The 14,005-nt window shown below is 54.1% G+C and carries 14 protein-coding genes; 9 read left to right on the forward strand and 5 right to left on the reverse strand.

Annotated features, from left to right (window positions below; genetic code table 11):
• The first annotated feature begins 58 nt into the window (after positions 1–58).
• The 3 genes from DZC79_RS12645 to DZC79_RS12655 are packed head-to-tail and all read left to right on the forward strand — an operon-like array spanning position 59 to position 4,790.
• Positions 59–865 (forward strand): fimbrial biogenesis chaperone, encoded by an 807-nt coding sequence (locus tag DZC79_RS12645; protein WP_118951956.1) that lies wholly within the window; start codon positions 59–61, stop codon positions 863–865.
• Between the two features lie 5 nt (positions 866–870).
• Positions 871–1,968, forward strand: coding sequence for a hypothetical protein (locus DZC79_RS12650; RefSeq protein WP_118951957.1), 1,098 nt, complete (start codon positions 871–873; stop codon positions 1,966–1,968).
• Positions 1,969–1,988: 20 nt separating this feature from the next.
• Entirely contained in the window at positions 1,989–4,790 is a 2,802-nt protein-coding gene (locus DZC79_RS12655; protein ID WP_118951958.1) for a hypothetical protein, read from the forward strand.
• Between the two features lies 1 nt (position 4,791).
• On the opposite strand, the gene DZC79_RS12660 is transcribed toward DZC79_RS12655, so the two are convergent.
• Both DZC79_RS12660 and DZC79_RS12665 read right to left on the reverse strand, forming a co-directional pair.
• Entirely contained in the window at positions 4,792–5,217 is a 426-nt protein-coding gene (locus DZC79_RS12660; protein WP_118951959.1) for an SET domain-containing protein, read from the reverse strand.
• Positions 5,218–5,252: 35 nt separating this feature from the next.
• Positions 5,253–5,456, reverse strand: coding sequence for a YwbE family protein (locus DZC79_RS12665; RefSeq protein WP_118951960.1), 204 nt, complete (start codon positions 5,454–5,456; stop codon positions 5,253–5,255).
• A gap of 141 nt (positions 5,457–5,597) precedes the next feature.
• On the opposite strand from DZC79_RS12665, the gene DZC79_RS12670 reads away from it, so the two are divergent.
• The 5 genes from DZC79_RS12670 (at position 5,598) to DZC79_RS12690 (ending at position 8,776) form a co-directional block, all read left to right on the forward strand.
• On the forward strand, positions 5,598–6,245 hold the full coding sequence (locus DZC79_RS12670) for an SRPBCC family protein (RefSeq protein WP_198666872.1): 648 nt from the start codon (positions 5,598–5,600) through the stop codon (positions 6,243–6,245).
• A 110-nt stretch (positions 6,246–6,355) separates the two neighbouring features.
• Entirely contained in the window at positions 6,356–6,655 is a 300-nt protein-coding gene (locus tag DZC79_RS12675) for a YtxH domain-containing protein (RefSeq protein WP_118951962.1), read from the forward strand.
• Between the two features lie 149 nt (positions 6,656–6,804).
• A complete protein-coding gene (locus tag DZC79_RS12680) occupies positions 6,805–7,158 on the forward strand; it encodes a response regulator transcription factor (protein ID WP_118951963.1) in 354 nt (117 codons plus the stop codon).
• Positions 7,159–7,269: 111 nt separating this feature from the next.
• Positions 7,270–7,515 carry a hypothetical protein gene (locus DZC79_RS12685; RefSeq protein ID WP_118951964.1) on the forward strand — a complete coding sequence of 82 codons (246 nt, stop codon included), beginning with the start codon at positions 7,270–7,272 and terminating at the stop codon, positions 7,513–7,515.
• A 217-nt stretch (positions 7,516–7,732) separates the two neighbouring features.
• Positions 7,733–8,776, forward strand: coding sequence for a PorP/SprF family type IX secretion system membrane protein (locus tag DZC79_RS12690; protein WP_157977108.1), 1,044 nt, complete (start codon positions 7,733–7,735; stop codon positions 8,774–8,776).
• A gap of 288 nt (positions 8,777–9,064) precedes the next feature.
• Here DZC79_RS12690 and DZC79_RS12695 read toward each other — a convergent pair whose 3' ends face one another.
• Positions 9,065–10,972, reverse strand: coding sequence for an AAA domain-containing protein (locus tag DZC79_RS12695; protein ID WP_118951966.1), 1,908 nt, complete (start codon positions 10,970–10,972; stop codon positions 9,065–9,067).
• A 36-nt stretch (positions 10,973–11,008) separates the two neighbouring features.
• Here DZC79_RS12695 and DZC79_RS12700 point away from each other — a divergent pair, with 36 nt between their 5' ends.
• Positions 11,009–12,217 carry a DUF763 domain-containing protein gene (locus DZC79_RS12700; RefSeq protein ID WP_118951967.1) on the forward strand — a complete coding sequence of 403 codons (1,209 nt, stop codon included), beginning with the start codon at positions 11,009–11,011 and terminating at the stop codon, positions 12,215–12,217.
• Here the strand turns inward: DZC79_RS12700 and DZC79_RS12705 are convergent, their stop codons facing one another.
• Complete coding sequence (locus tag DZC79_RS12705; RefSeq protein WP_118951968.1) at positions 12,218–13,198, reverse strand: ABC transporter ATP-binding protein; 981 nt, start codon at positions 13,196–13,198, stop codon at positions 12,218–12,220. It abuts the gene before it with no gap.
• A 62-nt stretch (positions 13,199–13,260) separates the two neighbouring features.
• The gene (pgl, locus tag DZC79_RS12710; RefSeq protein ID WP_118951969.1) at positions 13,261–13,980 is read right to left on the reverse strand and encodes a 6-phosphogluconolactonase; all 720 of its coding nucleotides are present in this window, start codon (positions 13,978–13,980) and stop codon (positions 13,261–13,263) included.
• Positions 13,981–14,005 lie beyond the last annotated feature (25 nt).

Consider the following 14,005-nt stretch of genomic DNA (forward strand, 5'->3'; position numbering starts at 1 on the left):
ATCCATTCCTTAAACCAGGGCAACCGGGTGCTATCTGCTATCGTTGTCCGCCCGAATTATGAGCAATACCGTTTTCCGAAAGCTCGCCGCAGTGATCCTGTTGTGGAGCGCAGCTTACAATGCACAAGCCCAGGCAGGCATTACCGCATCGCCTACGCGGCTATACTTTAAACCCGGAGCCAGGCAAGAGCAGAAGGTTACGGTAAGCAATCCCAACAAAGATAAAGCCCTCGAGATCGGGGTGGCGCTGAACGACTGGAACTATGATTCGCTGGGCAACAACATATCTTACGATGCCGGTTCGATCCCTACCTCCTGTGCCAGCCATGTAAAGGTGCTGCCCGGCTCTTATTTTACCCTGGCGCCCGGTGAGAGCAAGGAGCTGAGCATTTCCGTCGAAGGTATGGCTGCCGATAAAAGTATCCCGGTGCGCACGGCCATGCTATACCTCACGCAGCTCAATCCCGGCGATGGTACGGCGCAGAACGGTGCTGCCATTAAGGTAACGGTGCGCATGGGTATCAAGATCTATTATACCGACCTGGCCGACGGCAAAGCGGATATGGAGATCACCAATTTTACCACGAAGAAGGATGGCGATAAAATCGGCGCCTTGAAGCTTTATGTCGACAATACAGGGACGGCATGGCTGAACGGTACCATCCACTACGACCTGCTGAATAAAGAAACCGGTAAAAAGTACCAGATACCGGCCCAGGAATTCTATTCCCTTCCCGGCGATAAGAGACTCTTTGAAAATGCCTTGCCGGAAGGGATCGATAAAGGGAAATACACAGCCACCGCTATCGTCAACTTCGGCGACAATGAAGCGCTGAAGCTGGCTGAACTTGAGTTTAATTATTGATCCATATGAGCTTGCATCTTTCTTTTTTTAAAGGGCTGTTCTGTAGCCTGTTGCTGGTGGCCGGCGCTGCAGCGGGCCTCCGGGCGCAGACCATACAGGCCGGTGGGCAAAGCTACCTGACCATCGGCGATACGGCGCTGCTGGTGAGGGGAACAGCTTTCAGCAATAATATGCGGGTGCAGTTCAATGGCGGCAGTTCGTCGACCCCCAACTGGAAGCTGACCGTTCAGCCGCTCACCGCCTACTTCGCCGCACAGCAAACCAGCAGTGGCGATGTGGCACAATTCGGCCCGGGCCCCAATTGGCCGATCCAGTATTTTTCCATTAAGTTCAATCCCGGCGCTTCCCAGAATTCCTGGAGCAATGCGAATTCGGTAAACGAGATCGGCGCCGTATCTTCTGCCATCCCACTTTCCGCATCGGAGATCACGCTGGTCGAAAAGTCGAATTATAAGATGGTGGCCAGCGATTATTTTGCCTTATCCTACGACCTTATCCTCAGCGGCAGCCGGCAATTGCTGTCGCTGCACCGCGACAATTATATTCTCGTCATGCGCTTCCGCCTGTACAATGCTTCCGGCAACCTGGTGAGCCAGATGGACTACAACCACCAGATCGGGCTGTGGCCGCCCTGGATGCATCTGCCCCAGAGCAGCACACCGCAGATCACCAACAGCATCCAGCTGCAGAATGGCGGCAGCAATGTTACGCTCAGCTTCGGACAGGATGCCGGCAGCTATGCAACGGGCGTTGAAAATACCCTGAACAACAGCCTGCAGGTCTCCTCCAGCGATGGCAAATACCAGGTGACCGTACAAACTTTATCCGATTATTTTACCAAAGGGGGCGCTGCTTCCGCAATCCCTGTATCCGAGATCAGGCTTACCGCTTCGCCATACAATACCTCGGTTGTGAGCAGCTATACGCCGGTAAGCCTGTCGACCACCGCCCGTACCCTGATCCTGAATAACGGATCGGCCGGTGTGGTCAATAATTACAACCTCAACTACAGCACCAAGGCCAATGCCAACCAGGATGCTTTCCTGAACGTGGCTGAAGGCAGCTATGAGACGCAGATCACCTTTATCATGAACCCGCTTTAACCGCTTCTTCCGCTAACCTGATGCGTTTATCCTGTATTTACCGGCTGCCTGTGCTGCTCGTGCTCGTATTGCTCGGCGGCTTTGCCGTGCGGGGATATGCGCAGAACGGGCTGAACGTAAGCCTGCGGCTTGCCGACAGCGCACAGGAGGTACGCAACGAAGAGCTGAAAGATGTGACCATCGCCATCGACAATAAGGGCGCCTCGCCCTTTAGAGGCATGCTGCATCTTTACTGCGGCAAAGGTGCGCGTATCGCTACCCGCCAGGATGTGCCCATCGTCGTCGAGGCCGGAAAGAGTCTTTATGTATCCGCTAAAGTATACATCGGCGCTACCACCCTGGCCGGTAATATACCTTACAGCGCGCAGCTGTTCGACGAAAGGCGTACCAAGCTGGGTGAGGCTACTGCACAACTGCGTTTGGCAGGCAGCCGCCTGATGCGGGCCTCGCTGCCACAGACCGACCTGCAGCTGCCTGCTGCAGGTCGGGTGCTGCAGGTGCCGGTGCTGCTGAGCAACCGTGGCAATATCGCCCAGGAAGTCAATGTAGTGCTGGCCTATCCGCCCGAGCTGCATGATGAGACGAACAAATCGGTAAAGGTGATCGTGCCGCCTTTTCACGATACCATCCTCTACTTTTCCCGTAAGGTGAGCCGGGATATGGTCAACCTGGAATACATGGACCTTTCGCTTTATGGTGTTTATCCCGGCGGCGATTATTTCAGCATTTCATCGGCTTCCGTACAAAGCATTAAAAGCAAAAAGACCTTCGGCAGCAAACGGCTGAGCAGCTACGGCGATCGCGGCGCCAACTTTGTAACGCTGGGCACACAGAACACCTTTACCGAGAATGAATCCTACTTCCTGCAGGCGCGGGGCGATTATGCGATCAGTGAGGGTAATGTGGCCTTCAGCCTCAACCTGTACAAGTGGAAAAACCCGGCGATGCCTTTTCTGCTCAACGATACCTGGCTGGGCTTTGCATACCGGCGGCTCGGTGTGAGGGTAGGGAACGTGATCCAGAATGGAGAAATGAGCTACAACGGTCGTGGCGCCGAAGCCTATTATTATACCGACTCCCTGCGCCGGGATAAATTGTATGCCGGCTACCTGGATAAATCCTTCAACCTCATCGATAACAACAACGGCTCTTCCAGCTTCGGCAGGGCCGCCTGGGCCGGCTTTCAGCGCGAGCGGGGCGCCGTGCGCAACAATACCATGGTCACTTATGACGAGGATAAGTACACAAAGGCCAAAAGCGTGCTCCTGGTCAACGATGCTACCTGGCAATTGAGCGATCTCCTATTTGCCGCAGCTAAAGCGGGCATAGCCAACAGCACGACTTCCGGAGAAGACCGCGAAAGCAAGCAATCGTTGTCGGTCGGCGTCAGCCTGAATGGTAACCTCACCAAAAATCTTTCGGTAAGCAGCGACAACCTCTATGCCTCCGGCTATTATCCCGGAACGCGCCGGGGCAACCTGTCCTTCAACGAACGGCTGAGCCTGAGGCTCGGCGATTATACGCTGGGTGCGGGTTTCATGTACAACGATCTGAACCCCCGTTATTTTCAAAGTAGCGGCATCGGGTTCCGCAACAGCAACAGCGGCACAACCGCCGAATTTAATGTGGCACATTCTTTGGGTAACTTCAACCTGTCGCTGGCAGCGCAATATTACCAGGAGCAAGGCAACTGGTACCTGGGCCCTAACCCGATCGGGGGTGAAATGAAAGCCGGCAGGCTTAGCCTGGGCGGCAGCTATGCCGGTACGCGATCGAAGCAGCACCTGATGTTCCGCATCGATGCCGGGCAATACAAGCTCAATTTCATGCCCGGCGAGCGCTGGCAATTCCGGGGCAATCTTTCCTATAGCTATCGTTTTTTCCGGTTTACCGGCAATATCCAGAAAGGAAGCTTTTACCTGGCTGAAGCCTTCCAGGAGCAGAACGGAGGACAGAACGACCTGCGCCTGAACCTGTCGCCTTCACTCAGCTACAGCTTCTTCGATCGTAAGCTGAGGGTCGACGCAGGACTTACTTATTATAAGGATTTTTACGTGAGCAGCGTACTGTATACGGCCGGTATCGATTTCGGGCTGCGCAGCACGCGGCTGTTCGCGATGCTGCAGTACAATACTTTTGCTTCCTCCTCCTCCTATCGTAATGTGCAGTTCGGCCTTACCCAGCTGTTGCCGCAATCGGACAAAGAAACCATTAACCGCAGAGGTTCAATAGAACTGTTTGTCTTCCACGACAACAATGCCAACGGCCGCTACGATGCCGGCGATACGGCAGCTACAGGCTACCTGACTTCATTCGGGAAGGTGCTGCTGGCTACCTCAGGAGAGGGCCGGATCAGCTACAGCAAGCTGCCGCCGGGTACTTACAAGGTTTATTTTCCTACACAGAAGGGATGGTATGGCGTCGATCAGCTGATTGTGCTGCAAGATAAAGAGACGGCTCGTCTCGACATTCCGTTACAGCAGACCGGGACCTTATCGGGCAGCATCCGCTTCGAGTTTGACGAGCTGCTCAGCTATGCGACACAGCGCGAGCTGGCCGGGCAAACGGTAACGGCAGCCAACAGCGAGGGCAAAACATTCGAAACCCGCACCGACGATGCCGGCCGCTATAGGCTCTATGTACCCGCCGGGACTTACACGCTGACCATAAGCAACCTGCCTGCGCAGATAGAAGTATTGCCGGAAGGCATTGCTGCCGCGCAGCCCATCAGCGTAAAGCCGGGGCAGATCGTGGACGGGCTGAGCTTCCGGCTAAAAGTAAAGCAGCGTAAGATTGAGGTGAAAAAATTCGGGCAGCAGTAGCCTAGCGGCCGGCGGCAGCATCGGCATAATTCTTCTTCAGCACATCCCAGTACTCCTTACCATAGCTGACAAGGATCTCAGCGCCTGCTTCAATATTGCGTGTCGCATCGATGAATACCCGGTTCTCTTCTTCCACATATTCCGAATTGTTGTTGATGCCCTTGATCTTCTTCATGCCGCGGGCATCGTTGGCATAGCGCGCCAGTGACTTTTTGCGGCGGGCGGCATCAATCACATGATCATCGTTTACGAAGTAGATGTACACATTGAGCCCCTCCTGGTGATCGGCTTCTTCCCAGGTGGTGATCTTTCCGGTGTATTCGATAATGCGTGTGCCTTTGGGAATGAAGGTATCTGTAAACAGTCCTTGCCCTGCGCCGGGGATCGTAGAATCCTTTACGTACAGGTGTTTTGCTAAAAGTGCCATGGAAAAATTTGAGTGGCTGCTATGTTTGAATAAATTTAATGTTCCTGCTCCGGTATTTCGGCCACGCGGCCGATCTGGCCATCGGTAAGCCTCACTTTAATCCCACGCGAATGAAAGGCCGAAGAAGTAAGAAGATCCTTTACCGTACCGTAGGTGATCTTACCGCTGCGCTGGTCTTTCTTCAGTATGATACCGACTTCCAGTCCGGGATAAATATCTTTTCTGTATTGTCCTTCCATCTCGTGGTTTGCTGCGGCGACAAAGATAATGCCCGCTTGCTATCTTCCAAAGCTTAGCGCTTATTTTAAAGAACATTCCGGCATTTTTACTGTTTATCCTTTCAGAATCTAAATCCGAAAGAGATCATGCCCGTAAATCGTATGAAAAGAAATCTTGAGTTGAATGTCCCCCTTGCCGAACGCCTGCTGTCGCTGTTTTCCGGTGGCCTGTTGCTGGCGAGAGCCTTTCGCCCGGGTAAAAATGTGGGCATTCTGAGTGCCCTGGGGGCAGGCTACCTGCTGTACCGCGGCTATACCGGCAACTGTCCTGTATATGAAGCGCTGGACAAGCCCCGTATCGACAACCCGGTCAAGAACCTGAACATTCGTGTCAACATGCTCATCAACCGTCCCCGAAAGGAAGTGTATGCCTACTGGCGCAACCTGGAAAACCTCCCGGCCTTTATGACCCACCTGGAGGCAGTAACGGCAAAAGACGAGTGGAACTCCCGCTGGAAGGTAAAGGTTCCCGGCAACCTGCTCAGCCTGGAATGGGATGCCCGTATCGTCAAAGAAGAGCCGGGGGAGCTTATTGCCTGGCAATCTCTTGCCGACAGCAGCATACAGAATGCAGGAAAGGTAACATTCACCGATGCCGGCAAAAAAGCAACCGAAGTGCAGGTGGTCATTTCGTATATAGCGCCGATGGGTATGGCCGGTAATGCCGTCATGCAGCTGTTCAACCGCAAAGTAGAGCAGCTGATCGAAAAAGACATCCTGAATTTCAAGCAGCATTTCGAAAACCTGTAACCTCTTAAAACGGACAGTGGGAGCGGAAAAACGGGGTTAATGACCACATTTTAACATTAGCGGACCAACTAAAGTCCCGGCTGCCCTGTTGATATCCAAAACAACGCAACATGAACTACAGAAAAGCCATTTCGAGCAGATTAGGAGGTAAAACCGCTCATTCTTCAACAGCAGCGGTGGCATTGGCCCTTGTGGGCGGCATTGCTGTGGGCGCCATAATCAGCCTGTTGTTTGCGCCGCAGTCTGGTGAAGAGACGCGTCATCTCATCGCTGATAAGACCAAAGGACTTGCCGATGGCGTAAAAGGTCGATTCCGTTCTGCCAAAGACAGGCTGCAGCAACATGCAGATCATATGACGGATCATGTGAAAGACCAATACCAATCGGTGAAGAACGGAATGCATTCCTGATAGCAAGGTTATTTATTTTGGTTTACAGCTGCCCCGGATGGCCACGGGGCAGCTGTTTCCTTTTGTAAAAAGGCAATCCATTTATAACAGAAGCTTATGAATCGTTGACAGGCCCATTCTGTATTATAAATGTACTGATAACCACTGCTATGAAAAAGATACTGGTTGTAGACGATAACGAAGCGCTTCTCGCCATGCTGAAAGAATTGCTGGAGCTGAAAGGCTTTTCCGTGCAGCTGCTGTCTGCCGGCAGCGCTGTGCTGGACGCGGTGATCGATGAGCGGCCCGACCTGGTGCTGCTGGATATTTTGTTGGGTCGTGAGAACGGCGCCGATATCTGCCGCTCGATCAAGGAGGATCCGCGCACCTGTCATGTGCCCGTAATGATGATGTCAGCCCTGGACCAGCCGATGAGCTGGATGGGAATGGCGCCTGACGGCTTTGTCGCCAAGCCTTTCGATATTGCCGTCCTGTTAACGGAGATCAGGAGCTTTGCTGCCTAGTGCAAAAGGCATACTTAAGAAAGGTCTAAAATTCCGACAAAATCGGGTAGGCACTATGATTTCCTGTTTGAGGGTTGTATTTTTACAGACCCAACCAAAATTTAACCGACCATGCACGCCAATTCCTCCTACACTCCCAGGTACACCGAGCGCAGAATGGCTTCGTTGCTGGGTATTTCCGAAGAAGAGTTTTCCCGCCTCAGCCACAGCGGTCTGCGCGATCTGACGGACAGCTACGGTGTGGTCTATAAATATTACATCCAGTTTAGTCCCAACAACGACAAGGAGCTCCTGGAGCGGCTCGATCTCAACCGCAGCCAAACGGTCTACTTCACCCCCGATCAGCTTAACGATTGAATTTCTTTATCGAATGCTCATTGCCGGTCGGAACGCGATAGCGATCTGAACGGCTAAAGGTAATGCCCATTTTATCCGGTGCTTTCCTTGGCACCGTACGGAGGGCTTTTTGTCAATTAGAAACTACCCAACATATATTTTTTTTAGACTGTCTCTTTTGTTGTGTGCAATGGATGCGCAATTATATCCGGAATTCTTAATCCTAAAACTGAAGGCCATGAAGAAAGCATTACTTACCGCTGCAGCCGTTGCAGCTGTTTCCTTAGGATCCTGGGCCCAGGACGTTCACTTTACCCAATACTTTACTTCGCCCTTAACGCTCAATCCTGCACAAACAGGACTGACGCAGAATGACTGGCGTGCTTCCGCCAACTTCCGCACGCAATGGTACACCGTTTCCGATAAACCTTATATGAGCGGCACCATTGCTTTCGATTTGCCTGTGCTCAGGGGAAAGCTGCCCGAAGGTGATGCCCTGGGCATCGGCGTGCTGGGTCTGTACGACAGATCAGGCACAGGTGGCTATCAGAATACCACCGTCGGTTTGTCGGTCGCTTACCATAAGGCTTTCGGTGCGGATAAGCAGCATACGCTTTCATTGGGTGTCCAGGGCTACTTGGTGCAGAAGAGCATCCAGTTCGATAAGCTGGTCTTCGGTGATCAGGTCAATCCCAATATGCCGGGCGCCCCTCTGGCGGCCATATCCGCCGAGAATTTCGGTAACGCCGATCTTACCTATCCCGATTTTAATGCCGGTCTCATGTACTCCGGCCGTGTTGCAGAGAAAGCAACCCTATACGGCGGTTTTGCCTATTACCATTTCACTCGTCCCGAAGAACGCTTCCTGAACAGCGGCACCTCCCTGAAGGTCAACTCCCGCTATTCAGCGCACCTGGGCGGCTCTTTTGATATGAATGAAAATACGGTTATGTACCTCAGTGCCATGTACCAGAAGCAGGGTCCGGCTTCAGAGCTTGTGCTGGGCGGCGCTGTGGGTTTTGTGATGAATCCCGGGCACAGCGAGTATATCCGCAATACTATCTTTTACCTGGGTGGCTGGTACCGGTATGGCGACGCCGTTGCGCCTTATATCGGGTTTGAGTGGTCGCGGATGAAGATCGGGTTCAGCTATGATGTAACGCTTTCCAGCGCACAGAATATGACCAGCGGCCAGGGCGCTTATGAGATCTCTGTGATCTACAACGGTATTATCAATAAAATTACCCGGAAGAAATACAATTTTGCCTGTCCGAAATTTTAAGCCTGTTTAGATTTGATGCACACCCGCAGTGAGTGATTATCTCATTGCGGGATTTTTGCGCCTGTATTTTTATCGGTTACCCGGGTGGCGCTGATATGCCATAGATATGCAAGGGGCCGGTCGGAACGCCAGCGGTAAAAGAGATACTTTAGTTGTTGCGCAGACCTTAGCATGATAATGGCGTTTTTATGCTTTGGCGCTGCTTCACCTGTAAACAACACACTGTCATCCTGAACGAAACTGCCCAGTATGTGGCGTGAGGACTCCCGATCTTCTTTGCCGAGACTATTACAGATCCGAAAACTCCCAGGCACTCTGGTAGGCGTCGTTCTGCTCGGCATAGGCAATGAGATCGCTGTAGAAGGGCAGGGCGGACAGGGTGGCGCTATCGCCGATCATCACCAGCTTCTTGCGGGCGCGGGTCATGGCTACGTTCATACGCCGCGTATCGGACAGGAAGCCGATCAGGTTGTCGGTATTGCTGCGGGTCATGCTGATGTATACAATGTCGCGCTCCTGCCCCTGGAAGCTGTCTACCGTATTGATGGAGAGCTTATCGCCAAGTGCTGCCAGCACCGGATGATGCGGCAGCAGCTCCCGCAATTGCGCTATCTGCTGCCGGTACGGTGCGATCACAGCAATGGCGGGGAACCGGTCGATGGTGTAATAAGCATGCAGCTGCTCCACGAGCAAAGACAGGTGCTTGAGCGTGAAGGCGGCTTCCTCGGGGTTAGACAGACTGCTGCCTTCTGCTTTCTCTTCAAAGCCGCAACCAGCAGTATCGACAAAGGCCAGGGGTAGTGCATCGCCATCAAGCAAGTGCCCGGCAACCGAGGCATGCGCCTTGAGCCGGTCGCTGTAAAAGACCTGCGCCGAGTAGCCCATAATGCTGGCATGCATGCGGTACTGCTCGTCAAGCATGGTCACCGATTCGGGATAGCGCTGTACACAGCGTTCCATCAGGGTTTCGTTAAGGCCCTGACGCCCGGCTTCGATGGATTTGATCGTGGGCGGCAGCTGGAAATGATCGCCGGCCATCACGAGCTTTTCTGCTTTCAGTATGGGTATCCAGCAGGCGGGCTCCAGGGCTTGCCCGGCTTCGTCGATCACCACAGTATGGTAGCGCAGGTTGCGGATCGAGTAATGATTGGCGCCTACGAGCGTCGCGGTGATCACCTGTGCGCGGGCGATCAGGCTATCGTAGATATATTGCTCGGTCTGCTCTACGTCTTTCATGATCTTACGGGCCTCATCAAACAAGGCTCTGCGCTGCTCGCGCTCTGCCTTGCCAAACTGTCGCTTGTATTTATGTGCCATGTCGCGGAAGGCATTGGCTTGCTTCTTCAGCTTCTTAATATCTTTCATGCGGCTGTCTTCCGCGGCCTGGCTATCGAGCGTTAGGCTGAGCAGCCGGGGTAAGATACGGGCAGGATTGCCGGCCCGCAATACTTTCAGGCCCTCGTCGGCCAGCTTCTCGCTCAGCAGGTCCACAGCGGCATTGCTGGGCGCTACGACAAGTATTTGCTTCTGTTCCCGGGCATACAAGGCTTTGATCGCCTGTACCAGCGTGGTCGTTTTGCCGGTACCCGGCGGCCCGTGTACAATGGCCAGGTCCTGGGCGGTGAGGATCTTCTGAAGGGCCTCCTGTTGCGAAGGATTCAGCTGGTCGCTGGCAGGAATGGTTATTCCCTCCGGCCATACAGGCCGTCTTTTCCCGGTCAATACCTGGACCAGCTTACCTTCCTTAGGATTATCTGCTAGGGCTTCGGCTTGCTTCAGCGCCTGCTCCATTTCCTCGTAGCTGTTGTCGTCGAAGAGCAGGTCGATGCCCAGCTTGCCGCTACGGCTCCAGTCGGGCAGCTCATCGGTGCGCAGGGCTATTTTCAGGCGGTTGCCGTTGAGAAAGGTAATGATGCCTTCCTCCCGGTCTTGCTGCGGATCGTGGTTGGAGAAGAGCACGGCAGGCATGCCGCTGCGCAATTGGTGGCCGATCTCCTGGTGGCTGGTTCGTTCCACTTCGACGGTGAGGTAATCGCCGCGGCCCAGCTCGGTATCGCGTATGGCGATGGGGTACCAGGTAATGCCGTTGTTGCGGCGTTCGGCCGCAGAGGCCGTGGCGGTCAGCTTCAGGTATGATTGGCGGTCTTCTTCCTGTTCCAGCTGCAGCAAGGCGCGAAGCCTTTTGAAATAATCCATGCGCAAAGGTAACCGGCAAAATCCGTAATTTGCAGGATGTCGAAGAGTGGATATGCAGATATGCCGCTGCATTACGGCCGGGTGCCGCAGTGGCTGGCCGTGAGGATGAGCAGGCTGGGCGGGGCAATATCGGAAGCGATCGTGATGGAATATGGCCGCAGCGCATTGCTGGGCCGGCTGAGCGATCCGTTCTGGTTCCAGTCGCTGGGTTGTGTGCTGGGTATGGACTGGCATTCTTCGGGCATTACCACTTCTGTGATGGGCGCTCTGAAAGGTGCGCTCAACAAGCGTTCCGCCGAGCTGGGCATTTATGTCTGCGGCGGACGCGGCAAATATTCCCTGCAAACACCGGCCGAGCTGACCGCTATTGGCGAAAAGACCGGCCTCGATACTGCCGGACTGGTACAGGCCAGCAAGCTTTCGGCCAAGGTCGACAATACAGCCGTGCAGGACGGCTTCCAGCTTTACCTGCATTCTTTCATGCTTACCTGTGAAGGCGAATGGGCTGTTGTGCAGCAAGGCATGAATACCGGCAACCGGCTGGCCCGACGCTATCACTGGCATTCGCCTTCCATACAATCTTTCACTGAAGCGCCGCATGAAGGTATTTACGGCCTGAACCAGGGTACCATTCTCAACCTGACGGACAAGGAGGCTGCCGATGCGAAAGCTGCTATGGTGGCCTTTGTACAGGAGCCGCCCGAAAAAGCATTAAAAGAATTATCCCATCTCGTAATGCCGGCGCACCATGATGTGCGCAGCAAAGATGTAGATACAAAACGACTGGGTACAGTGCTGGCCCTGGCGCATGAGCAGGGCATTGCCGATTTTGAATCGCTGCTCCTGCTGCAGGGTGTGGGGCCACGTACACTACAATCGCTGGCCCTGGTGAGCGAAGTGATCCATGGGGCGCCGGTGCGTTTCCGGGATCCGGCGCGATTCTCCTTTGCCCACGGCGGTAAAGATGGTCACCCTTTTCCTGTACCGGAAAAAGTGTACGATGAAACGATCGCCCTGCTGGAAACGGGTATCCGCAAAGCGAAGATCGGGGAGCCGGAACGACAGGAGGCTTTAAAGAGCCTGAGCAAAACGACCGCTGCGCTGGAACAGCATTTTGCACCCAACGACCGCTTTGACGACTGGATAGCGGAAGAACGGCGGGAAAGCTGGAAATATGGTGGCCGTACCGTGCATGGTAAAGCGAAGCCACCTGCCGATGCGGTACAGCAGCTGAAGCTGTTCTGATCAGAGATACCAATACTCCGTTACTGCCAGCTGCAAGGTGCAGGCATCTCCCGGCGTCATGGGGTTCTTTGAAAACACTTTTACTTCCTGTTCCATTGCTTTCACCGTTATTTCATGCCAGGCGCCTTTGAACCGGCTAGCCTGTACGATAGCCTTTAATCCTTTGGCTTTGGGCCCGGCCAGCTGCAGCTGCTCCGGCCGCAGGAAAAGCTGCCGTCCTTCGGGTACCGTATTCACGGATAGCGTTTGTGCCATCGCTGCAGGCAGCAGGTTGAAAGGGCCGAGCAGTGCAGCCGTGTACACTTCTTCCGGCTGGTTGTATATTGTTTCCGGTGGGCCCTGCTGTATGATCTTTCCTCCTTTCATGATGATGAGCCGGTGAGCCCAGGGCAGCAGGTCGGAGGGGTCGTGAGAAGCGATGATATAGCTCAGGCCCTTTTCTCTGCCCAGGTTTTCCAGCACTTCTTTGAGCACCTGCTTGTGAATGAGGTCGAGATTGGAGAAGGGCTCGTCGAGCAGAAGCAAGCGCGGACCAGTAAGCAGCAGCCTGGCGAGCGCGATGCGTTGCCGCTCTCCGCCGGAAAGCTGGCTGGTCTTTCTCCGGAGCAAGTGGCTTACCCGGCAGAGCTCCAGCAGGCGCCGGCCTTCGCCTTCCGGTAAATTGTCGGCGTAGGTCAGCAACTCTTCCATCCGGTAATGGTTGCGCAGCTCATAGTGCTGGGAAAGATAGCCGATGCCGGGCTGGCCGGGAATGAGCCGGTATAAGGGCCCTTTTATTTTTGCTTCCTCAAAAAAGGCTTCGCCTTCATCAGCGTCTTCCAATCCGCCGATGATTTTCAGCAGGGTACTCTTACCCGAGCCGGTGGCACCGGCAATGCCGATGGCCTGTCCTTGCTGCTGGGTAAAATGAATATCCTGTAAACTGAAAGTGCCGGCAATGTTTTTGCTGATACCGTTCACTTGTAGTAGCGGCGTGCTCATGTATCGATAAGAGGAAAGGCGGCAAGATAGCGATTGTAGCGGAGGTAGCCAAGGAGCAGCGGTCAGCCTTGCTGTACGCGTGCGGCAGCGGATTTATCAGTAAACCAGGCGATGCGTTCCTTACGGATCAGCTGTGCAGGATAATGCGCCGTGTTGATTTCTTTGCTGAAGGTATGCTGCATGGCTTCTGCTTTTTCTTCACCGAACACGAGGAAGGCGATGTTCCGGGCCTGGTTGATGAGCGGGGCATTCAGGGTAATGCGCCAGCCGCTGTCGCCTGTCCATACAGCGCTGACACCGGCATCAGTCTCGTTCAATACGTCGGTATACGGGAACAGGGAAGCCGTATGGGCATTGTCGCCCAGGCCAAGCAGGATCAGATCCATCCTGATCTCGTGGCTGAGGAAGAAATCATCGATCTGCTGCTGGTAGGCCAGGGCAGCGGCTTCCGGCGTTAAGGTCGTATCGACAGGGAAGATATGATCTGCAGGGATATTCAGCGGATCCAGCAAAGTAGCTTTGGCCATGCGGTAATTGCTGGCCGCATCGGTATGCGGAACATAACGTTCATCGCCGAAAAAGAAATAAACTTTATTCCAGGCGCTCACCTTCTGCCGGTAATCACCGGCGAGCAAAATATACAGGGCCTCCGGTGTATGCCCGCCGGAAAGCGCTACCGTAAAGCGGTCCCGGTCTTCAATGGCCTCATTGGCCAGCTGTACAAAATACCGGGCCAGCATTTCCAGCGCCTCCTGTTGCGTGTCGAATATGTTGAGGGTCATGGCAGGGCTAAATTCTCCTAAAGGT

Source organism: Taibaiella helva (genome assembly GCF_003545695.1).
GTDB classification, from domain to species: domain Bacteria; phylum Bacteroidota; class Bacteroidia; order Chitinophagales; family Chitinophagaceae; genus Taibaiella; species Taibaiella helva.